This window comes from Paraburkholderia eburnea (assembly GCF_002917095.1).
In the GTDB taxonomy this organism is placed as follows: domain Bacteria; phylum Pseudomonadota; class Gammaproteobacteria; order Burkholderiales; family Burkholderiaceae; genus Paraburkholderia; species Paraburkholderia eburnea.
Map to the genome: position 1 here is coordinate 143543 of NZ_PQGA01000008.1, position 23128 is coordinate 166670.

Consider the following 23128-nt stretch of genomic DNA (forward strand, 5'->3'; position numbering starts at 1 on the left):
TCCTTGGGATTGCTTGATAGTTTTTCAGAATACCGTCGCGATGCCGAGCATCCCGACGAATTGCGAGCGCGTGGACGAAGGCGACGAATTCTGCGAATCCCCTACGTCCGGCACGGCATCGACGATGGCGCCGTTCGAGCCGAGCGTCTGCCCGCTCGCGTGCTGCCATGCCTGCAAAGCGTAAAGCGTCGTACGCTTGGACAGGTGATATGCCTGCTTGAGCGAGACCTGCTGATAGCGAGCGGCGCTCGCGACGCCGTTGGCCCTGGAGGCGAGCGTCCACGCGTAGCCAGCGGCCACATCGAACGCGGGCGTGAAACGCCAGGACGCGAGCGCCGCGTAAGTGTTGAACACTGCGGTATCGCGGAACGCCGAATAGCTGCCGGACAGATATTCGACGTTGGTATAGGTGAGGCCGAGCGTCAGGGCGCCCGTTGTCCACGTCCCGGCGACCGCCGCGTTCTGCACCGCGCGCGCCGACAGATAGCCCGCATTAAGCGCCGATGTCGCGAACGACCCGGTCGCGCCCGCATCGAAACCGGCAGTGCGACCGGTGTTGTTCATCCGCAGAAAGCCCGCAGCGAGATTGACGCCGCCGATCGCGTAACGCACCGCCCCACTCCAGGTCTGCCCCGCACCGACGCTGCCCGGAATGCCGCTCAGGCCATAAAGCGCGCTCGCGCTAAAACCCTGCCAGGTGGGCGACGTCCACGTGACCGAATTGTTGATGCGCACTGTCGTATCCAGACTGTCGATATCGCCAGGATGAGCGCCCGTTGCGCCGGTCAGATACGTGCTGGAAGCGAGCGGCCCGACCAGCAGGAAGTACGGCGTGTACTGTCGGCCCATCGTGAGCGTGCCCCATCGCCTGTTTTGCAAACCTACGTAAGCCTGACGATTGAACAGCAGCCCCGCCGACGACGCCGTGCCATTGTTCGGATCGAAGCCTGCCTGCAGGTCGAAAATCGCGCTCGTGCCGCCGCCCAGATCCTCCGCACCCTTGAAGCCGAATTTGGACGCGTACAGATTCCCCTGGCGCAGATATACGTTGGAATGGCCCTTCTGGTTGTTGACGTAGGCGATCGAATCATCGAGCACGCCGTAGAGCGTGACGCTCGATTGCGCGTGCGCGCCGAATGCGCCTATGGATGCACCTGCAACGAGCAACGTTTTGAGGGCCTTGCCGCGGTACGTACGATACGAGAAGTGTGAATTTTTCATCTTTAGTGGATCGCCTTTATTTTATGGAGTCCGATGCATATCGGGCAGCATGGCTCGAAACCGGCAACGCACCGCGCGCCTCTCTTGTCTGTCCGCGTATGAGCAGAATCAGCAAGCCAGCGCCGATCAGATCGAATGCGCCCAGGCACGCAAACAGCGGCCCGAAGCCCACTTTGTCGGCCAGCGCGCCCACCACCAGCGAAAAGCTCAAGCCCCCGATCCACGCCGCCATGCCGCCAAAGCCGCTGGCCGTGGCGACTTCGTCGGGATCGAAAACATCGGCGGAGAGCGTGTTGACGAGCGTGGACAACATCTGATGCGCAAAGCCGCCGAGGCAAAACAGCGCGATCGCCGTATACGGCGACGCAACGAGGCCGATACACGCGGGACCGATCATCATGAACGCGCCGAGCACCACCCCCGCGACGCGCGACCACAGCAAGGGCATGCGGAAATAGCGCATGAGGAAGGGGGAGAGATAGCCGCCGAGAATGCCGCCCATGTCCGCCGCGAGGAACGGCAGCCACGCGAATAGCGCGATCTGCTTGAGATCCATGTGACGCTCGGTGGCGAGATACAGCGGAATCCAGAAACTGAAGGTCTGCCAGGCGGGTTCCGCGAAAAAGCGCGGCAGTGCAATCGCCCAGAAACGCCGCGAGCCGAGAATATCGAGCACCGGGCGGCGGCTCACCGGCGCGACACGCGCCTGACCGCTTTCGATCAGATTCAATTCCTGCGCTGAAATGCGCGGATGCTGCGCCGGCGAGCGATAGAGCACGTACCAGACGGCGGCCCAGACGAAACCGAGTGCGCCCGTCGCCACAAACGCAGACTGCCAGCCATAGCGCAGCGAGAGAAATACCACCAGCGGCGGCGCGAGCAAGGCGCCCAGCGAGGTGCCCGCATTGAAATAGCCCACGGCGACGGACTTCTGGCGGTCGGGAAACCATTCGGCCACCGCCTTCATGCCCGACGGAATAGCCGCCGCCTCGAACACCCCGAGCAGCCCGCGCATCATGCCAAGCGAGGTCCAGCCCGTGGCGAATCCGTGCAGCACGCCGGTCGCGGACCAGAGCACCGCGAACAGCGCAAAACCGAGCCGCAGCCCGATCAGATCGACGATGATGCCGCACACCGGCTGCATGATCGTATAGCCCACCTGGAACGCGCCCACCACGTACGAATACTGCTGCGTGGACATGTTGAGTTCGCCCTTGAGCGCGGGCGCGAGCACGCCAAGCGAGTTGCGCGTGAGGTAATTCATGATCGTGCCGATGCAGACCAGCGCGATGATCCACCAGCGCAATCCTTTGATGCCTTGCGAGACTGCCTCCATACCGCTTGTCTCCTTCTTTGTTTTGATCTGTTACGTTGTCGTATAACTTACTTGGGAGAAGCAACGACTTCTTTCGCGTGAATGCGCTAAGCATCGCTTGGCGCATTCGACGCGAAACCGATGCTATGTTCGCTTTCGAACGCAGTCAATAGGAAATAGAGCACAAAACGAACAGAAGCGAAAACAGCTAAGCGTCGAGATAAGTACGACGTCAGACATCTTTAGAAAATGCAAATATCTCGACTTCCCGTCCGGGATGCCCGTGAGCAACAGGGTGCGCCGTGGAACGGCGTTCAATGAGATCGACCGGGATTGGCGGTTAGTTGCAGATGTGGCGCCAAGAAAACGGCGCCCGTTGCCAGGCGCCGCTCATGCATGAGAGAAAAACGCGCGCCGTGTTTCGATATCGCGGCCATGCAGGCGAATGCGCCCGCTGGCAGCCATTTATATTTCTGCGGGCCGCGTGGGTTCATGCGCGGAGGTGCTGACCTCCGGCGCGCAAGGTGTGTGCGGCACCTGTCTCATGCGCGTGATCGAGGGTCAATCCGATCATCGCGACACTTATCTAACCGATGAAAAAAAGCAGCCGGCAATCCATTCCTGCCCTGCTGCTCGTGCTCGATCTTTAACCCGGGATCGCCAGACTGCTAGCCAGCATCGCGTGCAGCAGCACGTTCGCGCCTGCTTCGGCCCATTCGGGCGTGATCGCTTCGCCTTCGTTGTGGCTGAGTCCATCGACGCAGGGAACGAAGATCATGCCGGTGGGCGCAACGCGCGCGAGATAACAGGCATCGTGACCCGCGCCCGAGACGATTTCGGCATGGGACAAGCCAAGTTCGTTCGCGGCGCGACGCACCGCCTCAATGCATTCGGGCGCGAACGGCACGGGCGCATAATTGAAAATCTGCTCGATCTTGTGGGCGAGTTGCGCTTCCTGCGCCACGCGCGCCAGCTCGGCACGAAGCTGCGCATCCATCTGCGCCAATACTTCGGACTCCGGATGACGAAATTCCACCGTGAAAAAGCAGTGGCCCGGCACGGTATTCCGCGAATTCGGCTTCGCTTCGATCATGCCGACCGTCGCGCGCCCATGCGGTGCATGACTGCGTCCCAGCGCCTCCACGAACACAATCATGCGCGCCGCGCCTGCCAGCGCGTCGCGGCGCAGGTCCATCGGCGTCGTGCCCGCGTGCGCATCCACGCCTTCGAGTTCGATTTCGTACCAGCGCTGCCCCTGTCCCGCCGTGACGATGCCGATCGTCTTGCCGCTGCGCTCCAGAATCGCGCCCTGCTCGATATGCAGTTCGTAGGCCGCGTGGACCGGCGTGCCGCCCACCGGCTCGTCGCCTGCATAGCCGATGTGGGCGAGCGCCTCGCCGATCGTCGTGCCCGATGCGTCGGAGCGCGACAGCCCGTATTCGAGTGGATACACGCCCGCGTAGACGCCCGAGGCGATCATCGCCGGCGCGAAGCGCGAGCCTTCCTCGTTGGTCCAGATCACCACTTCGAGCGGGCGCTCGGTCTCAATGCCCGCGTCGTTGAGCGCGCGCACGACTTCGAGACCGCCCAGCACGCCATAGATGCCGTCGTAGCGCCCACCCGTGGGTTGCGTATCGGCATGCGAGCCGGTCAAGACCGGCGCGGCGTCCGGATTGCGGCCCGCACGCCGCGCAAAAATGTTGCCCATGCGATCGACGCGGATCGTGCAACCCGCTTCGCGCGCCCATTGCACGAACAGATCGCGCCCTTCGCGATCGAGGTCGGTTAGCGCGAGACGGCAGACACCGCCTTTTTCCGTCGCGCCGATCTGTGCCATGCGTTCGAGCGAATCCCACAGGCGCGTGCCATTCACGCGCAACGCCGCGATATTCGTGAGGTTGTGTTCAGCCATGCGCTTTCCCCGCGCGATCTTCGACGGTTTGCGCATCGCGCATCCGATAGCGGAAATCGCAGCGCTTGCCGCCCTGCATGATCGTGCTGGTACGCGTGAGTTCGATGCGCGGATCGTAGCCCGCGATGAATTCGCTGTCGCGCGCACAGCTCAGCAGATGGCCGATTTCCCCCAGCCCCATCGCGTGATACATCTCGGAGTAACTGCAGCGATGGACGTTGTAGTCGTAAGCATCGGCGTCGGCGCGCAGCGTCTCGACGTCGAGCGCATCGTCCTTTTCCCAAAGCACCTGGAGCGCCACGAACGAGGCGATGCTCGTGCCATTGGGCTCGCGGGCCGCAAACTCGCGGCCCGCATCGACGGCCGCGCCGCGCACGGCCTCGGCGATCACGGCCTGGGCGCGATCCGCGCCGAAGTCGCGCTTGAGAATTTCGTAGATCGGCTTGATGATTTCGGCCTCGATGCGGCGGCGCTCCAGAATGCCAAGCGTCACGCCATTCACGCCTTCATTTTGTTCGGGATGCTGATCGTCTTGCTGTGTCATGGTCGACTCCTCGATCTTCAGTGCGCCGCGGCTTTCGCACCGCCGCCCAGCACGTCCACCACGGCCCACGTTCCGCCTCGAACCTGATAGATCGTGTACGCGGGGTCCTTGAGGTTGCCCTGCGCATCGAACGCGATAGTGCCCGTCACGCCGTCGCGGCGGATCGCGTGCAGCGTTGCGACGATCTTTTTCGGATCGGTCGAATTGGCCTGCTGCGTGGCGGCAATGATGGTTGCAGCCGCATCGTAGGCAAACGGCGCATGCAGTTCGATGGGCGCGTGCCAGCGCGCGCGGTACTGGGCGTCGAACGCGGGGCCGCCCGGCATGCGCTGGAGCGGACGGCCCGGTTCGAGCGCCGTCACGCTCTCACCTGCAGGCCCGGCGAGCTTGAGGAAAGTCTGGCTGACGAAACCGCCCGCGCCCAGCAGGGGCGCCTGGATGTGCAACTGGCGCATGCGGCGCACGAGCGGCGCAGCCTCCACATCGATGCCGCCGAGGAAAACCAGATCGGGCCGCTTGCTCTTGATTTCGGTGAGCACGCCGCTGAAATCGATCGTCTTGTCGGTCACGTATTGATGATCGATCACCGTGCCGCCATTGGCCTGCACGCCCTTGATGAACTGGTTCGCCAGTCCCGCGCCAAACGCGGTCTGATCGTCGATCACCACGATGCGCTGCGCCTTGAGCGTCTTCACGGCATAGGCGCCCGTGTAAGCGCCGCCGTCATCGTCGTGACCCATGATGCGAAACGATGTGTCGAAGCCTTGCAGCGTGTATTGATGCCCCGTCGAGGCCGGCGCGATCTGCGCAATGCCCGCGTCGTGATAGACGCGCGCGGCCGGCACGCTGCAACCGGTATTCCAGTGCCCCACCACGCCGATCACATGACGATCGACGAGTTGCTGCGCGACCGTCACTGCGGTGCGCGGGTCCGATTGATCGTCGGCGCTCGCCAGCTTGTAGAGCACGGGCTTGCCGGCGATGACCGGATGTTTTGCGTTGGCATCGTCGATGGCGAGCTGCGCGCCATTCTCCAGATCCTTGCCGATGCGCGCGGAACCGCCGGTGAGCGGCGCGGCCAGGCCAATCAGGACGACCTGTTCATCCTGAGCTTGGGCGACGCCCGCGAAGAGGGTGGCGAAAAGGGTCGCAGACAGCGCGGCGATCGGCAAAAGCAGGGTTGTCTTTTTCATGTGTGAGTACGCGTGCGATGGGGGACCGGGAAGGCGCGTGGCGCGCCGCCCTTGAATAATGAAAAAGATTACGGTTTGATGCCAAACCGCCTAAATTATCTTTAGTTCGATCATTATTCCCATGTGCCACGATAGTCGATAAATAATTGATTTATCGACTTAAATAGCATTTTCATCCGACCGCGCGCCGTTCGATATAATTCGATACATGAATAAAATTCAGCATATCGCCGACGATCCGCCCTTGCGCGCGGTGCGCGCCTTCGAGGCCTTCGCGCGGCATGGCTCGGTAGTCGCGGCCGCGCGCGAGCTGGAAATCACGCCCTCGGCGGTGAGCCATCAATTGCAATTGCTCGAATCGTTCGTGCAAACGCCGCTGACCGTTCGCAACGGCCGCTCGCTGGTGCTCACCGACGAGGGGCGCGATTACTACCGCTCGATCAGCGCGGCGTTTTCGGTGCTACGCAGCGCGACGGGCTTCGTGCGCGAGCGCTCCTCTCGCCGCCAGATCACGGTCAGTCTGATTCCGCTGTTCGGCATCGGCTGGTTCATTCCGCGCCTGCACGACTTTCTTGCGACCAACGACGACGTGGACGTAACGGTGCTCTACGCGAATCACCGCAATTACCGCAGCGACGCCGCCGATCTTTCGATCCGCTTCGGCACCGGCGACTGGGTCGGCTACACGAGCACGCCGCTGCTTTCGGGCGCGATGGTGCCCGTGTGCACGCCGCGCTTCGAGCGCCGCTACGGTCCGCTGCGCAAGCCCGCCGATCTCGCGGGCGTGCCGCTCGTGCATGACGAGGACCGCAGCACCTGGGCGAACTGGCTGCAAAGCGCGGGCGTGCGTCACGTCACGCGCACCGAAGGCCCGCTTTTCGAGGACGGCCAGTTGACCTTGAGCGCCGCCATGGCCGATCTGGGCGCGGCCTTGCTGCGCGCGCCGTTGATCTCACGCGAACTGGCCTCGGGGGCGTTGCGCAAGCTGTTCGATCACGAACTGGACGACGGGCGCCACTACTACCTGTGCTGGCGCGCCGACGCGGAAATGCCGGACGGCGCGCAGCGGCTCGCGCAATGGCTGCTGGAGTCGGCGAAAGGCGCCTGAGAAAACGCGTCAATCAGAAGCGATGCCGCATGCCCAGCGCCACCACCACCTGATTGCTGTTCGACGACGGCGTGAGCGTGTAGACGGACGCGTCGAATGCGGCGACATTGCGCCCGCCGCTCACGCTCTGATACACGCCTTCCAGATAGAGGTCCGTGCGCGGCGTGACCTGCTTGTCGACCTGCGCGACGACCTGGTTCCACTTGGGCCGCGCGGAACCCGCGCCCGCATCGAAGCGCGCCTGCGTATAGGTATAGGCCGCCGACACATACAGCGACGGCGTGACGGCGTAGCGGCCATCGATCGAGTAATTATCGAAGATCAGCGTATTGCCCTTGAGCGACGCGATCTTGCCGCCCTGATACACGCCTGTGACATCATCCGTGGCCGAATGGGTCCAGCTCACGCCCACCGAATGCGGGCCAAACGCATAGCGCGCGCCCACGGCCACAATCAGTTGATCGCCGCCAGTGATGGTCGCGGAGCCATCGGTCGTGCTCACCGCGCCGTCCGGATTGGCGACGTGGCCATCGCGATTGATCTTGAGGAAGGCGGCGCCGGCCTTGAGCGGGCCGTTCGCGTACGAGAGGCCCGCGCTGTACGCAGCGTTATTGCCGAAGCTGCCTGGCGTGTTCGAGAAACCATACATCGCGCCCGCCGTGAAGCCGCGATACGTTTCGCTCGTGTAGCGCACGGCGTTGTTGATGCGGATGTTCTGGATCGAATCGTCGTTGTCGTAGGGATGCATCGCCAGATTGCCGCCCCAGCCCGAACCCGCCGCGCCCAGCGGCGTGACGAAGGTGAGGATGAAATCGTACTGGCGGCCCATCGTGAACGTGCCGTAGCCGTTCGCGCGCAAGCCCACGTAGGCTTGACGGCCAAACAGATTGCCGCCGTTGCTGGTCTTGCCGTTGACCGACGAGAAACCGTTTTCGAGCATGAAAATAGCCGACGCGCCGCCGCCCAGATCCTCGCTGCCGCGCAGCCCCCAGCGCGACGCGCTGAGATTGCCGCTAGTCATCGACACATTGCCGCTGCCGGACGAACCGGCGTCATTGGTGCGCTGGTTGCTTACATAGGATATCGAAGTATCGATAAGACCATAGAGGGTGACGCTGCTCTGAGCGTGAGCGACACCCGCGCTCAGACCGCAGAGGCCCGCGGCGCAGGTGGAGAGGACTTTCCTGTTCATCATGTGCTGGTCTTGCAGGCGTTCGGGCGGCGCGCAGACACCACGCGATGCACCGCATACCCGTTTTGTTGTTGGTAAAGGCGGGGCGCGCACGGCCGTGCGCACGCAAGATCGCGATTGTCAGCGCAGGCGGCAAGAGAATTAAGACGACGCGCGCGAAAGTACCTTTCCTGAAACAGAGCTAATCGCGCGGGAAGGGAAAGGCCCGGCGCGGCCGGGCCTGGTCTTTTAAAACGTCGTGATGGGAAATCGGATCAACCCGAATGCCGCTCCCGCAACGCCGCCAGCAGTGCGATAAGCCGCTCCACATGCGTTTCTTGCGTGCGCCACGACGAAACACTGATGCGAAAGGCGGGCCGCCCCTGCCAGAGCGTTGCACCGAACCACACCTCGCCGGAGGCCTGCGCCGCTTCACGAATCGCGACGGTTTGCGCATCGCTCTGCGCACGCACAAGCACCTGATTGAGCACGACACGGTTGAGCACTTCGTAGCCCGCCTCCCGTAGCCCTTCGCCGATACGCGCCGCCAGCGCACAATGCCGTTCCACCATCGCGGCCACGCCGGTGCGGCCCAGGCTGCGCAACGCAGCCCAAACAGGCAGGCCGCGCGGGCGTCGCGAAAACTCCAGGTTCAGATTCTTCTGCGCATCGAGCGACGCCATCGAATACACGGCATCGGCGTTCATCGCTGCAGCCAGCGCAGCGGCGTCGCGACAGATCGTCATCGCGCCGTCATAGGGGGTGTTGAGCCACTTGTGCGCGTCGGCGGTCCAACTGTCCGCCTGTTCAACGCCATCGGTCAAGGCCGATTTCGCCGATGCGCGCGCCCACAGGCCGAATGCGCCATCCACGTGAACCCACGCACCCGCCGCCTTCGCGCGCGGAATCAGCGCGGCGAACGGATCGAATTCACCGGTATTCACTTCGCCCGCCTGCACGCAAAGAATCGTCATGTCGTCGAGCGCGGGCAAACGTGCCAGATCGATGCGCCCACAACTATCTACCGGCGCGACAATCAAACGTTTCAGGCCGAAGCCGAGCACGCGCAGCGCCTTTTTGACCGTGATATGCGCGAGTTCGGAGATCACGACCTTGACTTCTGGCGCACCGGTCAATCCGTCGCTGTCGAAGTCCCAGCCCTTGCGCGCGAGCAGCGCGCGACGCGCGGCGGCAATCGCCACGAGCGTGCAGGCCGTCGCGCTGGTGCCGAAGCCCACGGCGCTCTCGCGCGGCAAGTCCAGCGCCTCGACCACCCAGCGACCGGCGATGCGCTCGATGGTCGCGGCGGCCGGCGAATTATCGAAAGTGGAAGCGCACTGGTCCCACGCCAGCATCAGACGTTCGGCGGCGGCCGCAGCCGGCAGCGCGGCGCCGATGACGAAGCCGTAGTAGTTCGGGCCATTTGAAACAGCGGTGGCGGGCGAGCCGGCTTCGTCCAGCAGGCGCAGCGTGTCGGACGGCGCCGCGCCCTCGTCGGGCAGCGGTTCGTCGAACGCCGCGAGACCGGCCAGCGCGCCGGCGTCGGGAAACACGCGGCGCTGGGCAACCGTGGCCAGATAACGATGGGCGCGCTGATCGGCGTCCCCGAGTAATGCGAGTTCATCCATGCTGGACCTTTTGCGTTGGCTCAGAGTTGTGAAAGTTCGCGGCTGAGTTTTTTTAGCTCCGCGTCGATACGTTTGTAGTAAGTGAACTTGCCGACCCGCGTGGCGCGCACGAGACCCGCATCGGCGAGGATGCGCATGTGGCGCGTGGTCGTCGCGGGTGCAATGCCGAGCTTGTCCGTGATGAAGGTGCAGCACACGCCCAGTTCGTCGATGTCGCCGTGCGGCTGCACCGGGAAATGGCGGCGCGGCGCCTTCAGCCAGCGCATGATGGCAAGGCGGCTTTCATTGGCGAGCGCGCTGATGCGGCTGATGTCATCCATCGATACGATCTCCTGTGTCATTTTGAATTTTAGCTAAATGACGAAATGTGTGCATGACGCGACGCAACGCTTGCGCGGATCGACGCCCGAAGCGCGCGTGGCATAATCGCGGCGTCTCTACCGCCGTTTTCGCTACGCCATGCGCCGTTTTCATCTCAGGCTGGTCAGTCTATTGGGGACGCTTGCGATCCTCATGACGACGCTCGCCCCGATGATTTCGCATCTGCTCGCGGCGCAGCCGTCCATGATGTCAGCGCATTGCGACATGCCGTCGATGCGTCATACGCAAGGCATAAGCGGAAATAGCGGCACACATAACCACGCGCAAGCGCCCAACGCCGACCTCCAGGATTGCGGCTACTGCAACCTGCTCGCCCACCTGCCGGCGATGCCCGGCGTGCCCGTGCCGCTGGCGCTGGCCATGCGCCTCGAACATGCGCGTGTTGCCGTGCGCTTCGAGCGCCTCGCGCGCGTCGAACCGCTGACTTTTGCGCTCGCGCGCGCCCCGCCCCTGGTTTGACCTGATCGTGCCCAACCTTGCGGCGATACGAATACGCGTGTCGCCGCGTGTCTGCACGCGCGGCATGTCGTCATGCACGACGCGCACACCTTCATAGCACCAGGACCATCATGTCTGATCTTTTCCCGCGCACGGCTATCACGCTCGCCTGCGCGATTCTCGGCTCGCTCATCGGCGCGCCGCAGGCGGCGAACGCCCACGCGATCGCGGGCGACCGCGTCTTTCCGGCGACGATGGCCGTGGACGATCCCGGCGTCGGCGACGAAGCCGATCTCCAGTTCGGCCACGTGCGCGTGCCCGGTGATTCGGGCGACCAGAGCATCAACTCGTTCGACTTCGAATATGACAAGCTGCTCACGCCGCGCCTCGCGCTGTCCGTGGACGGCGGCTACGTCATGCAGAACAACCCGACGGCGCGCGGCTTCGACAACTTCGGCGTCGGCCTCAAATACCAGCTCTACGTGAACGATGCCCACGAGTTCATGACCTCGGTGGGCGTGGACGCCGAACTGGGCGGCACCGGCAGCCGCGCCATCGGCGACAACTTCTCGACCATTTCGCCCACGCTCTACGCGGGCAAAGGCATGGGCGACCTGCCCGACACGCTCGCGTGGCTGCGCCCGATCGCCATCACCGGCGAGCTGGGTCCGTCGCTCACCACCGGCGCGGGCCAGCCCAACGCCTTCAACTACGGTTTCACGTTCCAGTACAGCTTGCCGTACCTGCAACAGCACGTGCACGACCTCGGCCTGCCGCAGCCGTTCTCGAACCTCATCCCGCTCGTGGAAGTACCGCTCTCGCGCAGTCAGGGGCAAACGACCGGCACGATCAATCCGGGCTTCATCTGGATCAACCGTTACGGCCAGCTCGGCATCGAGGCGCAGATTCCGGTCAATCGCGCGAGCGGTTCACATGTGGGCATCCTCGTGCAGACGCACATCTTCTTCGACGACGTGGCGCCGAACTCGGTCGGCAAGCCGCTGTTCCAGTAATCGCTCTTTTGGAGAATCCGCCATGAAATTTGCCGCTTTCCGCCTTGCTGCCGCCGCGCTCGCGCTCGGCGCCGCGCAACTCGCCTGGGCGCACGCCTATCCGACGCATCAGGAGCCGCCCGCAGGCTCGACCGTGACGGCTGCGCAAAACGCCGTGACGATCGACTTCGACGACGCGCTCGAACCCGCCTTCAGCTCGATCCAGGTCGCCGATGCGGCGGGCAAGTCGGTGATCCGCGACAAGGCCGCCGTCGATGCCTCCAACAAGAAGCGCATGTCGGTGCCGCTCAATGCGCTGAGCGCGGGCAAGTACACGGTCACCTGGATTGCCGTCGCGGCAGACGGCCACCGCACCACGGGTCACTACAGCTTCACGGTGCACTGAGCAGGCGATACACTCGCGGCGGCGCTACCCGGGTTTGCCGCCACTCGGGACTCGCTGCTGCTCACCATGGCCGTCAAGCGCCTGCTGCGCGGGTCGCCGCAACAGCCGCGGCTTTTGTCCTTGCCGAACCGCTGTCCGCCGTAGTGCCGATGCTCGGGTACGTTGAGTACGCTAAAACGGGTTGTATCGTGTAGTTTTTACACGCATGGAGACACCATGACGCCATCCGAACAGATCGACGCCCTGATCGCGAGCATCCCCGACTGGCGCGGCGAAACGTTTGCCAGCTTGCGCGAAACGATCCTCGCAGCGGACAAGAACATCGTCGAAGAATGGAAGTGGATGGGCAGCCCGGTCTGGGAACGCGACGGCATCATCGCGGTAGCGAACGCGCACAAGGGCAAGGTGAAGCTGACCTTCCAGTACGGCGCAAGCCTGCCCGACCCGGACGGCCTCTTCAACGCGGGGCTGGAAGGCAACGCGCGACGCGCGATCGACTTCTTCGAAGGCGACAGGATCAAGGCGCGGGCGCTCAAGGCGCTGATCCGCGCAGCCATCGAATTCAATCAGCTCAAGAAAGCGGCAAAGGCAAAGAAGGCGCCCGCCAGGGCCACGGCAACAACAAGGCCGACGAAGAAAGCGGACGCCTGAGCCGCATCACACCAGATCCGTCACGTCGCGGATCGGAATAACCGCGCGTGCGCCGCAACTGCGCAGCAGATCCCGCAACTCGTTGATGACGGGGAAGACTTCGTGGTTCCAGTCGGCGCCCTGCATGTCGTGCGCGGCCTGCTCCAGTTCGACGATGGTGCGGTCTTCCGCGAAGATGCGCTCGGTGAACCACACCAGCAGCGGCCAGCCCAGGTCGAGCAGGAACGGCACGGAGGGCCGGCGGATCGACAGCATGCCGAACGTGCGGTTCGTGCGTTGCTGCGCGTCGAGCGGCACATAGTTGATCCAGAGGTCCATGACCAGCGTGCCGTCGCTCGAATGGATCTGCAGCGTCTGAAACGGGTATTGCGTGCGGATGGTCATGACGCTTTGATCGCTCTGATCCTCGCGCTTCTTGCTGCCGCCGAAGACCAGTGCCTCGCCCGCGGGCTGCTTGCCCTCCATGCGCACGAAAGTGTAGTCCACCTCGATCCAGCCTTCGCCGCGCCGGCGGCCCAGCGAGCGCGCGCGCATCTGGCCCATCTGACGGCGGTGCAGGAACTGATGGTTCATGTCCATCAGATTCTCGTGCATGAACGAGTAGTGACACTTGACCGGGCGGCCGAAGCGGCGCGTCTTGTACGCCTTGTCTTGCGCCGAGGCGAGCGTCGGCACCGGACGCACGTCGGCCAGCGTGGCGTCGCCCGGAAACACGAAGATCATGCCGTGCGCCTCGCGGCACGGGTAGGCGCGCACGCCGTTGGGCAAGCGCTCGCGCCCGAGGTACGGCACGTCCACGCACTGGCCCGAGCAATCGTAGGTCCAGCCGTGGTAGCCGCAGCGCAGCGACTCGCCGTCGACCACGCCCTTGTGCAGCGGCACCTGGCGGTGCGCGCAACGGTCCTCCAGCGCGAACACCTTGCCGGACTCCGTGCGGAACAGCACGATCGGGTCGCCCGCGAAATGCACGCCCAGCGCCTTGCCCGCCTTGACTTCCCGCGACCAGGCGAGCGGATACCAGTAATCGGGATGAATGGGCACGCGGCGAAGATCGCGTACCGGTGCTTCACTTGTGGAGCCGTCTAGATAAGGCATTGCACGCATGCGTGATGTCTCCTTGCAGAACCGGGCACCAGCCGCCGTCGAGCGCGCCGGCCTTGCGGGCCAATCGGCGTGGCTCCTGCCATGGTACTGGAATGCCATGGCCTTCGCTGGCGGTTCTGGGTACCGCAAATCCTTTTGAGTAGCAAAATGAGTGCCCGCACACAGTTCGTACGGGCGATGGTATTTTTTTCAATGCCGCGCCGGCTATCGTAGCGCGTTGCCCAGCGGCTTCGTGATCCGCCCGGGTTGGGACATACCCGTACCGGCAACAGGTCGGAATCGGTAGACTTTGTCCTCCGCTCGCACGCCATGGCCAAGACGATCGCTAAGTCTTACTGCGTCAGAAAGTCTATTTTCTCTGTAGTAATACCTGGCAGTATTGAATAAGTGTGAAGCGCCAGTTGCTCCACCACTTTGTGGCCAAGGCAGACGGCGGATTCAATCAGTCGTTGCAACATCTCCATATGGGAGGTGTTAAATGGGACGACCATTGGGATGGGGCTCGGAACAAACGGGAAGACCAGTAATGCGATCGCGCGCAGGCCATCCAGACTATGTGAAAAGGTGTGGGTTGCCTAAATTGAATTAATGCGCGGAGATCTGGGTGACTCATGAGGCGACTCGTTGAAGGCGATGACCGAAAACAGGTCGCACGACTTATCGAATGTGTCCATGACTACATCGGCGGAGTTCCAGCAACACGGTCGGGACAATGGGTTACGGCCGTCACCCAACCCATTGTCCGGTTACTGTCCTCGTTCCCGCCGCCAGAAATACGCGAGCACATCGTCAGCTACAGGGACAACCGCCAGGGTAACGAGTACTGCAGCGAGCGGGACGGTCGACACATAACCCACGCTCCTGAACCCGACTGCGCCTGTCAGGCCGCCAACGAAGAACGAAGCCAGCATCGTCCCATGGGTCCTCAACTTCGCACGGTTTGCGATGACCGCGTGCGTATCTGAATCGACTGCCGACCCGTTCCAGTAAAAGAGCTTGCCCAACTCTATCCCGAGGTCCGTCACGATGCCGGTCATGTGCGTCGTGCGGATCTCCGCGCCCGACAGCTTCGCGATCATCGCATTCTGCAACCCCATCATGAAGCACAGCAGAATGACGGTCACAGGCACGAAGAACGCCTCCCATAACGCGAGATGGCTGCCGAGCAGGCCAAACAGAAGAAGCAGCGCGGCCTCCACCAGCAACGGCAGGACGTACTGGCTTTGGAGGCTGCGCCGTCGCCCCCAGTTGACGAGCACGGCCGAGCACCCCGCGCCGACAAGAAACGACACGAGTGAACCGATACCGGCCAGCACAAGCCGAGCATCGCCGAGCGCAGTCTGGTCGGCAATTTCCGACACGATACCGCTCATGTGCGATGTGTATTGCCCGACCGCAAGGTAGCCGCCGGCATTGGCTGCGCCGGCGACAAAAGCAAGCGACACCCCGAGTTGACGGTTCGCGCTTGCACTGCGGCTTGTTCCCGTGAGACTTCGAAAATACCGTGCTGGCATAGGATCTTCAGACGATCGCCCGGATCAGGGACACGTATCCGGCATAGGGGGCTTTGAAGCACTGCGCCGGACGCAGCCTGTCCACCGGACGCGCCCGATTTTCGGCATCATGTGGCTCATATGATAACGCTATTATCATATCCTGCTAGCCATATGAAACTTTCGATGTAATATTATGGCCATGGTCGGGCCGTCGCGTCGTGCCCGGTCCTGGCTCATCGTTCAATCCGAGCGCACTGGAGACATTCCGGATGGCACCCGTACCGGTCATCCATTTCGTCCTGCTGGCCGTGGCTGCCTGGCTCGCAATCGGCGCGCTGGGCCTTGGGGTTCTGCATCGCACGCGGCTCGTCGCGCACGGCCTGTTTCCGCTCGGCGCGCTGGCTGGCTTGCTGCTGGGCGCGGCAGGCGTTGCCGGTGTCTTCGCCGAACCGTCCACCCTGGTGCTGCCAGTCGGTCTGCCCGGCCTTCCGTTCCATCTGCGCCTCGACCGGCTGTCAGGCTATTTCCTGTTCGTGCTCGGCGTCGTCAGCGCGGGGATCGGCGCCTTTTCCGCCGGCTATTTCCGCAAAGGCGAAGGGACCGCGCCTGGCCTCATCTGTTTTGAATATCACCTGTGCGTCGCGAGCATCGCGCTCGTGCTCGTCGCGGATGACGCCTACGTGTTCATGGTTGCCTGGGAAACGCTGACGCTGTCCGCCACGTTCCTCGTGATGACCAATCACCGTATCGGCGAGATCCGCCGCGCCGCCTATCTGTATTTCCTGATTTCGCATGTCGGCGCGCTGGCGCTGCTCCTGTGCTTCGGCATTCTCCAGGCACGCACCGGCGACTACACCTTCGCCAACATGCGCGCGCAGTCGCCCGACGCATTCTGGGCATCGCTCGCGTTCCTGCTCGCGCTGATCGGATTCGGCGCCAAGGCCGGCGTGTTCCCGCTGCATGTCTGGCTGCCGGAGGCGCATCCGGCGGCGCCGTCGCCCGTGTCGGCACTCCTGAGCGGATTCGTGCTGAAAGTCGGCCTCTACGGCATGCTGCGCACCGTATTCGACCTGCTGCACGTGCAGATCGCGTGGTGGGGCGCGCTGCTGCTCGTGCTCGGCGTCGGCACCACGCTGCTCGGCGTGGTCTTCAGCACGATCCAGGTCGACATGAAGCGCCTGCTCGCGTATTCGTCGATCGACAACGTTGGCCTGATGATCGCCGCGCTCGGACTCGCGGTGCTGTTTCGTGCCTACGGCATGCCGCTTCTGTCGGCCCTGGCGCTGACCGCGATGCTCTACCAGATCGCCGCGCACGCATCGTTCAAGAGTCTGCTGTTCCTGGGTACGGGCGCTGTGCTGCACGCCACCGGGGAGCGCAATCTCGGCAAGCTGGGCGGCCTGATCCGCTTCATGCCGTGGACCGCGTGGGCCGTGCTCGCCGGCGTCGCGGCCAGCGCAGGCCTGCCGCCATTGAGCGGTTTCGTCGCGGAGTGGCTCCTGCTGCAGAGCTTCCTGTCCGCGTCGGGCTGGCCCAATTCCGTGCTCGCCATGACGGTGCCGATCGTGGCCGCGCTGGTCGCGATGTCGGCGGCGCTGGCCGGCTACACGATGGTCAAGTTCTTTGGCATCGTGTTCCTCGGGCAGCCGAGGGAAGCGAAACTGGCCCGCGCACGCGACGCGAATACGTGGGAGCGGCTGGCGTTCTGCTGGTTCGCGGCGGTCGGCGTGCTGCTCGGGCTGATGCCCGTTCAATTCGTCAAGATACTGGACCCCGTCACGCGTGCGCTGGTTGGGAGCGGCGTCGCTGCGAACAACCAGGGTTGGCTGATGTTCGCGCCGGTGTCGACTGCGCGGGCGAGTTACATGCCCGCCGTGTTCATGCTTTTCTTCATTGCCTGTTGCACGCTCGCCTGGGTCCTGGTGCGGCGCTTCTATCACGGCCGGCTGCGGCGCGCGGCGCCCTGGAGTTGCGGCTTTCCGTTCACAACGGCACGCATGCAGGACACGGCCGAAGGCTTCGGGCAACCGATCCGGGAGATCTTCGCGCCGCTGCTGCGCGTCGAGCGGCAATTGCCGTCGCCTTACGACACGCAGCCGGTCTACCGCGTATCGGTCACCGACCGCACGTGGTCCCTGCTCTACGACCGTATCGCGGCACTCACGCTACGCGCGGCGCAATGGGCTGGCCGGTTGCAGACGGGCAAGATCGCGGTGTACCTGACCTACAGTTTTGCTGTGCTGATCCTGCTCCTGATGCTGGTGAAACGATGGTGAGCCTGTCCGGCGTGATCTCGCAGGCTCTCGATATTGTCGTGGCGCTTGCGGCCGCACCACTGCTCACGGGCTGGATCAACCAGTGCCGCGCATGGTTGCAGAACCGGCGTGCGCCATCCATCTGGCAGCCGTACCGGATGCTCCACAAGCTGTTCAACAAGGAATCAGTCGTCGCACACACCGCAAGTCCGGTGTTCCGTGGCGCACCCTACGTCGTCTGGGCCGCGATGACGCTTGCGTGTGCGATCGTGCCCACGCTCTCGACTGAACTGCCGTTGTCGCCCGCTGCGGACGCGATCGCGCTCGTCGGCCTGTTTGCGCTCGCACGCGTTGCCCTGTCGCTCGCCGCGATGGACGTCGGCACCGCGTTCGGCACGCTCGGCGCCCGCCGCGAGATGCTGATCGGCTTCCTCGCAGAACCCGCGCTGCTGATGGTGCTGTTTTCCGCCTCGCTGATCACGCAGTCGACGCTGCTCACGAGCATCGTCGCGACACTTGGCCGGGGTGAGCTAGCGATCTATCCGAGCCTGGCCTTTGCGGGTATTGCGTTCACGCTGGTGTCGCTCGCCGAGAACGCGCGGCTACCCGTCGACAATCCGGCCACCCACCTCGAACTGACGATGATCCACGAGGCGCTGATCCTCGAATATTCTGGGCGACATCTCGCGCTGATGGAGTGGGCAGCGAGCCTCAAGCTGTTCGCCTACTCGTGCATCGGCCTGGCTCTGTTCGTACCGTGGGGCATCGCAGGCGCGGGCAACCCGCTTGCACTGCTGCTTGCGCTGCCCGTGCTCTTCATCAAGCTGATGGTGGGCGGCGCGGCGCTTGCCGTGGTCGAAACCGTCAACGCGAAGATGCGGATCTTCCGGGTTCCCGAGTTTCTCGCCACCGCTTTCCTGCTCGCGGTCATCGGTATGCTCGTGCATATTCTGCTGGGGGCATGAATGCACGGTTACGCGACGCAACTCATCAACTTCCTCGCAGCGATTCTGCTCGCGTTGTCGTTCGCGATGCTGAGCCAGCGCCGCATCCTCTCGCTGATTCACCTCTACACGCTGCAGGGTATCGCACTCGTGCTGGCAAACCTGATCCTCGGATTCGTGACGGGCGATGCGCACCTGTACGTGTCCGCCAGCCTGACGCTCGCGCTGAAGGTCGGCGTGATTCCGTGGATCCTGTACCGGCTTGTGCGCAGGCTGGACGTCCGGGCCGATGTCGAGCCGCTCATCAACATTCCGACGACGATGCTGATTGGCATCGTGCTGGTCATCATTGCGTTCAACGTCGCCTCGCCAATCAGCCGGCTCGCGACCTCGGTTGCGCACGGAACACTCGGGATCGCGCTCGCGTGCGTGTTGCTGTCGCTCATGGCGATGATCACGCGCGCGAAAGCGATTCCGCAGGTGATCGGCTTCCTGTCGATGGAGAACGGGCTGTTCTTCGCGGCGACGGCTGCGACCAATGGTATGCCGATGATCGTGGAGCTCGGCATCGGGCTGGACGTGCTGGTTGGGCTCCTGATTCTGGGCGTGTTCATGTTCCAGATCCGGGAGCAGTTCGACAGCCTCGACATCCATCACATCGAGAAACTCAAGGATGAGTGACGCTCAGGTCGTGCTCGCCGTGCTCGGCATTCCGCTCGTGGCCGCCGCCTGCCTGGCGGCCACACGACCCAGCCATGTCGCGCGTCACCTGAACGTCGCCTTCAGCTTTGCGACATTCGCGGCGACGCTCGTGCTCGCCGCGCGCACCGTCGAACACGGGCCGTCGTTTGCGTTCGGACGGGCATTTTTCGTCGATCCGCTCAACGTGTACCTCGTCGCGCTGACCGCGTTCGTCGGCTGGACGACGTCACTGTTCTCGCGACCGTACATGCAGGTCGAAGAGGCGCGCGGCCGGATGACGGCAACGCGCATGCGCCTCTATCACAGCATGTACCAGCTCTTCGTGTTCACGATGCTGCTTGTGCTGCTGACCAACAATCTCGGTGTGCTGTGGGTTGCGATGGAGGCCGCCACGCTCGCGACCGTGCTGCTCGTCAGCGTCTACCGGACAGCCGCGAGCCTCGAAGCCGCCTGGAAGTACTTCATCCTGTGCGGCGTCGGCATCGCGCAGGCATTGTTCGGCACGATCCTGCTTTACCTCGCTGCGAGCCAGCAGTTGATCGGCAATGATGCACTGCTCTGGACAAGCCTGGCCGCGGCGAGGACGCACCTCGACCCGAACATCGTATCGATCGCCTTCGTGTTTCTGCTCGTGGGCTACGGCACCAAGGTGGGACTGGTGCCGATGCATAGCTGGTTGCCGGACGCCCACGCCGAAGGCCCGACGCCGATTTCGGCCGTGCTGTCGGGTCTGCTGCTGAACGTCGCGCTGTACGCGGTACTGCGCTGCAAGGTGCTCGCCGACGGCGCACTGGGCAATGGTCTGCCCGGGCGCCTGCTGGTCGGGTTCGGGCTCGTGTCAGTGCTGATTGCCTCGTTCTCGCTGTTCCGCCAGAGGGACGTCAAGCGGTTGTTCTCATATTCGTCGATCGAACATATGGGGATGATGACCTTCGCGTTCGGACTGGGCGGCCCGATCGCGACGTTCGCCGGGCTGCTCCACATGACCGTCCATTCGCTCGTCAAGTCGGCGATCTTCTTCACGGTGGGGCACGCGGTACAGAAGACAGGCACGCAGGCGATCGAAGGGATTCGCGGGCTGCTGCAGGTCAGCCCGACCGTCGGCTGGGGGATGATGCTCGGTGCGCTTGCGATTCTCGGCCTGCCGCCGTTCGGGGTGTTTGCGAGCGAGTTCCTGATCCTGACGACCGCCATGAATACGATACCCTGGACGGCCCCTCTGCTCCTGCTCGGCCTTGCCGTCGCGTTTGCGGCAATCTTCGCGCGCGTGCAGCAAATGGTGTTCGGCGGAACGACAACGGCAAAACCGCTCGAACATAGCCCCGCACTGCTGCCGGTATTCGTGCATCTGGGCCTCGGGCTGATGCTCGGTCTCTATGTGCCACCTTACCTGGCAACATGGTATCGCCAGGCCGCAACGATACTGGGGGGCTGAAGCATGCGACTCGAATCGCTACCGATCGGCGCAGCGACTCGCCTCACGCGCAGTCCCGGTCAGGTTCCGGCAACGATTGCGGACGTCGACGAATCGGGCTGGCTCGAGGTCGCGCGCACCGCGCAATCCGATCGGAGCCGGCTCATTGCGATGTGGGGCAACGAAGCGCCCGACGGGATTTTTTCGGCGAACGCCGCGTACGAATGCGAAGACGGGATACTGTGGGCGCGCCTCGTGACCGGGCGTAGCCCGCATCCCGGCGGGAGCTTCCCCGATCTTGCGGTCATTTTTCCGTGCGCGTCGCGCATGCAGCGGGCCATCTTCGACCTCACCGGTTTGCGGGCCCGCGACGCCCAGGACAACCGCCCGTGGCTCAATCACGGAAACTGGCCCAGTGACTATTTCCCGTTGCAAAAGCAGGCAACCGGCGTCGAAAGGTTCGAGTCGAGCGAGGCGGACTACCCATTCGTGCAGGTCGCGGGCGATGGCGTTCACGAAATCGCGGTCGGGCCGGTCCACGCAGGCATCATCGAGCCGGGACATTTCCGGTTCTCGGTCGTCGGGGAGAAGGTGCTGCGCCTTGAAGAACGTCTCGGTTACGTGCACCGAGGCGTCGAGCGGCTGTTCGAACGAACCCCGGCGTCAGGTGGCCACCGGGTCGCGGGCCGGATCGCGGGCGACTCGACCGTCGCGTTTTCATGGGCATACTGCATGGCGCTCGAGCAGGCGTGCGGTACCGCGATATCGAGCCGCGCGCTGTATATGCGCGCCCTCCTGCTGGAACGGGAACGTGTCGCCAATCATCTGGGCGACCTCGGCGCGCTAGGCAACGATGCCGGGTTTGCCTTCGGACTCGCCCAGTTCTCGCGGCTCAAGGAGGACTGGATCCGGATGAACGCACACGCCTTCGAGCATCGTTATCTGATGGACCGGGTCGTGCCGGGGGGCGTGGCAGTCGATATTCGCCCCGAGACGGGAACGGCGCTGGCCAGGCAGTGCGACCATATCGAGCGCGAAGTCCACGCCTTGCGCAGGATCTACGAAGACCAGTCGGGATTGCAGGACCGCTTCGCCGGGACGGGCCGGTTGACTGCCGAGGTTGCCGGGCATTTCGGCGTGCGCGGCATGGTGGCCCGCGCCAGCGGCCACCCATTTGACGTGCGCGCGGCCTTGCAACCGGCCCCGTATGACGAAGTGGCCGTCAAGGCGGCAAGCGACCCGCGGGGCGACGTCGCCGCGCGCGTTGCCGTGCGTTTCGCTGAAATCGACGAGTCACTGCGCCTGATACGTGCGCTGCTGGCCGGCCTTCCGGCCGGACCGGTTGCCGTCGACATGAAACCCTGCACGACACCTTCGCGCGGGACAGGCTGGGTGGAAGGATGGCGCGGCGACGTGTTCGTCGCGATCGAGGTGGACGCGGGCGACGTGGTTTCGCGCTGCCATTGCCACGATCCGTCATGGCAGGCCTGGCCCGCGCTTGAGCACGCGATCATCGGCAACATCGTTGCTGATTTTCCGCTGATCAACAAGTCGTTCAACCTGAACTACGCGGGGCACGATCTCTGATGTGGCAGCTTATCCGGCAATTCGCGCGCACCGGCCTTCCGGACGAACCGGCGCCGACGGCAGAAGAGGCATGGCGACATGAAGAACAGGAGATTCGTCGCGAAATACTCGATCTCCTCGGGCGAGCGCTGTGCATCCGGCAAATTGATGCGGGCTCCTGTAATGGCTGTGAACTGGAGATCCACGCGCTAAACAATCCTTACTACAACATCGAGGGTCTGGGCATCAGGTTCGTCGCGAGCCCGCGTCATGCTGACCTGCTGCTCATCACCGGGCCCGTGACGCTTAACATGAGAGCGGCCGTGCTGTCCGCATATGACGCGACACCCGCCCCGAAGCTCGTTGTTGCTGCGGGCGAATGCGCATGTACGGGCGGTGTTTTTGCCGGCAGCTTTGCCGTGTGCGGACCGGTTTCGTCGATCCTGCCGGTCGATGTGTCGATCCCGGGATGTCCGCCGCCCCCTGTCGATCTGCTGAGAGGCATCCTGGCGGCCTGCCGGGGACGTTAGCGGCGGGACCGCAGATGATGCGACCGTGCGCGCGTATGGGGCGTTAGTCGGACGGTCAGGCGTCGGCTTCGCGCCGTAACCCGCCATCCACTCGTCAAAGACGAACGATCCTTCATCGGCCTTTGCCGACATTGAGGCGGGCTGGGTTGTACGCCAG

Annotated in this window: 21 protein-coding genes and 1 pseudogene; 12 read left to right on the forward strand and 10 right to left on the reverse strand. The window is 63.8% G+C overall.

The annotated features are described in order from the left end of the window. Positions 1-24: 24 nt before the first annotated feature. Together B0G62_RS16725 and B0G62_RS16730 are read right to left on the reverse strand one after the other, a co-directional pair. Entirely contained in the window at positions 25-1221 is a 1197-nt protein-coding gene (locus tag B0G62_RS16725; protein WP_103705328.1) for a porin, read from the reverse strand. Positions 1222-1237: 16 nt separating this feature from the next. Then, positions 1238-2557 carry an MFS transporter gene (locus B0G62_RS16730; RefSeq protein ID WP_103705329.1) on the reverse strand — a complete coding sequence of 440 codons (1320 nt, stop codon included), beginning with the start codon at positions 2555-2557 and terminating at the stop codon, positions 1238-1240. Between the two features lie 399 nt (positions 2558-2956). Here B0G62_RS16730 and B0G62_RS32230 point away from each other — a divergent pair. Next, positions 2957-3208 (forward strand): annotated as a pseudogene (locus B0G62_RS32230) (2Fe-2S iron-sulfur cluster-binding protein); the annotation flags it as partial. Here B0G62_RS32230 and B0G62_RS16740 read toward each other — a convergent pair. The 3 genes from B0G62_RS16740 to B0G62_RS16750 are packed head-to-tail and all read right to left on the reverse strand — an operon-like array spanning position 3183 to position 6185. Further along, positions 3183-4448 (reverse strand): Zn-dependent hydrolase, encoded by a 1266-nt coding sequence (locus B0G62_RS16740; protein WP_103705330.1) that lies wholly within the window; start codon positions 4446-4448, stop codon positions 3183-3185. The pseudogene B0G62_RS32230 and the gene B0G62_RS16740 sit on opposite strands and share 26 nt — an antisense overlap. After that, positions 4441-4992, reverse strand: coding sequence for an L-2-amino-thiazoline-4-carboxylic acid hydrolase (locus tag B0G62_RS16745; protein ID WP_103705331.1), 552 nt, complete (start codon positions 4990-4992; stop codon positions 4441-4443). The genes B0G62_RS16740 and B0G62_RS16745 overlap by 8 nt, the downstream gene beginning before the upstream one ends. A 17-nt stretch (positions 4993-5009) precedes the next feature. Next, positions 5010-6185: a branched-chain amino acid ABC transporter substrate-binding protein gene (locus B0G62_RS16750; protein WP_103705332.1), complete on the reverse strand. Its 1176-nt coding sequence runs from the start codon at positions 6183-6185 to the stop codon at positions 5010-5012. A 208-nt stretch (positions 6186-6393) separates the two neighbouring features. On the opposite strand from B0G62_RS16750, the gene B0G62_RS16755 reads away from it, so the two are divergent. Further along, positions 6394-7293 (forward strand): LysR substrate-binding domain-containing protein, encoded by a 900-nt coding sequence (locus tag B0G62_RS16755; RefSeq protein ID WP_103705333.1) that lies wholly within the window; start codon positions 6394-6396, stop codon positions 7291-7293. A gap of 13 nt (positions 7294-7306) precedes the next feature. Here B0G62_RS16755 and B0G62_RS16760 read toward each other — a convergent pair whose 3' ends face one another. The 3 genes from B0G62_RS16760 to B0G62_RS16770 form a co-directional block, all read right to left on the reverse strand. Continuing rightward, positions 7307-8485: a porin gene (locus tag B0G62_RS16760; RefSeq protein ID WP_103705436.1), complete on the reverse strand. Its 1179-nt coding sequence runs from the start codon at positions 8483-8485 to the stop codon at positions 7307-7309. A 254-nt stretch (positions 8486-8739) separates the two neighbouring features. After that, positions 8740-10092 (reverse strand): pyridoxal phosphate-dependent decarboxylase family protein, encoded by a 1353-nt coding sequence (locus B0G62_RS16765; RefSeq protein ID WP_103705334.1) that lies wholly within the window; start codon positions 10090-10092, stop codon positions 8740-8742. A gap of 20 nt (positions 10093-10112) precedes the next feature. Continuing rightward, on the reverse strand, positions 10113-10412 hold the full coding sequence (locus tag B0G62_RS16770; protein WP_103705335.1) for an ArsR/SmtB family transcription factor: 300 nt from the start codon (positions 10410-10412) through the stop codon (positions 10113-10115). A gap of 139 nt (positions 10413-10551) precedes the next feature. On the opposite strand from B0G62_RS16770, the gene B0G62_RS16775 reads away from it, so the two are divergent. The 4 genes from B0G62_RS16775 to B0G62_RS16790 all read left to right on the forward strand — a co-directional run bounded on the left by B0G62_RS16775 (position 10552) and on the right by B0G62_RS16790 (position 12960). Beyond that, complete coding sequence (locus B0G62_RS16775; protein ID WP_103705336.1) at positions 10552-10932, forward strand: DUF2946 domain-containing protein; 381 nt, start codon at positions 10552-10554, stop codon at positions 10930-10932. A gap of 110 nt (positions 10933-11042) precedes the next feature. After that, positions 11043-11924: a hypothetical protein gene (locus tag B0G62_RS16780; protein WP_103705337.1), complete on the forward strand. Its 882-nt coding sequence runs from the start codon at positions 11043-11045 to the stop codon at positions 11922-11924. A 22-nt stretch (positions 11925-11946) separates the two neighbouring features. Beyond that, the gene (locus tag B0G62_RS16785) at positions 11947-12309 is read left to right on the forward strand and encodes a copper resistance protein CopC (RefSeq protein ID WP_103705338.1); all 363 of its coding nucleotides are present in this window, start codon (positions 11947-11949) and stop codon (positions 12307-12309) included. A gap of 216 nt (positions 12310-12525) precedes the next feature. Next, positions 12526-12960: a DUF1801 domain-containing protein gene (locus B0G62_RS16790; protein ID WP_103705339.1), complete on the forward strand. Its 435-nt coding sequence runs from the start codon at positions 12526-12528 to the stop codon at positions 12958-12960. A 6-nt stretch (positions 12961-12966) separates the two neighbouring features. On the opposite strand, the gene B0G62_RS16795 is transcribed toward B0G62_RS16790, so the two are convergent. Then, positions 12967-14064: an aromatic ring-hydroxylating oxygenase subunit alpha gene (locus tag B0G62_RS16795; protein WP_103705340.1), complete on the reverse strand. Its 1098-nt coding sequence runs from the start codon at positions 14062-14064 to the stop codon at positions 12967-12969. 746 nt (positions 14065-14810) lie between these two features. Further along, positions 14811-15578 (reverse strand): YoaK family protein, encoded by a 768-nt coding sequence (locus tag B0G62_RS16800; RefSeq protein ID WP_103705341.1) that lies wholly within the window; start codon positions 15576-15578, stop codon positions 14811-14813. A gap of 251 nt (positions 15579-15829) precedes the next feature. Between B0G62_RS16800 and hyfB the strand changes: the two genes are divergently transcribed. From hyfB to B0G62_RS16830, 6 genes are read left to right on the forward strand one after another with little or no spacing between them, the layout of a single operon-like run. Further along, positions 15830-17836, forward strand: coding sequence for a hydrogenase 4 subunit B (gene hyfB, locus B0G62_RS16805; RefSeq protein ID WP_103705342.1), 2007 nt, complete (start codon positions 15830-15832; stop codon positions 17834-17836). Next, a complete protein-coding gene (locus B0G62_RS16810; protein ID WP_103705343.1) occupies positions 17830-18780 on the forward strand; it encodes a respiratory chain complex I subunit 1 family protein in 951 nt (316 codons plus the stop codon). Before hyfB ends, B0G62_RS16810 begins: the two co-directional genes overlap by 7 nt. Continuing rightward, positions 18781-19440 (forward strand): formate hydrogenlyase, encoded by a 660-nt coding sequence (locus B0G62_RS16815; RefSeq protein WP_103705344.1) that lies wholly within the window; start codon positions 18781-18783, stop codon positions 19438-19440. It begins immediately after the preceding gene. Next, the gene (locus tag B0G62_RS16820; protein WP_103705345.1) at positions 19433-20896 is read left to right on the forward strand and encodes a hydrogenase 4 subunit F; all 1464 of its coding nucleotides are present in this window, start codon (positions 19433-19435) and stop codon (positions 20894-20896) included. Before B0G62_RS16815 ends, B0G62_RS16820 begins: the two co-directional genes overlap by 8 nt. A gap of 3 nt (positions 20897-20899) precedes the next feature. Then, a complete protein-coding gene (locus B0G62_RS16825) occupies positions 20900-22462 on the forward strand; it encodes a hydrogenase large subunit (protein ID WP_103705346.1) in 1563 nt (520 codons plus the stop codon). Further along, positions 22462-22971: an NADH-quinone oxidoreductase subunit B family protein gene (locus tag B0G62_RS16830; protein ID WP_103705347.1), complete on the forward strand. Its 510-nt coding sequence runs from the start codon at positions 22462-22464 to the stop codon at positions 22969-22971. Before B0G62_RS16825 ends, B0G62_RS16830 begins: the two co-directional genes overlap by 1 nt. The last annotated feature ends 157 nt before the right edge of the window (positions 22972-23128 follow it).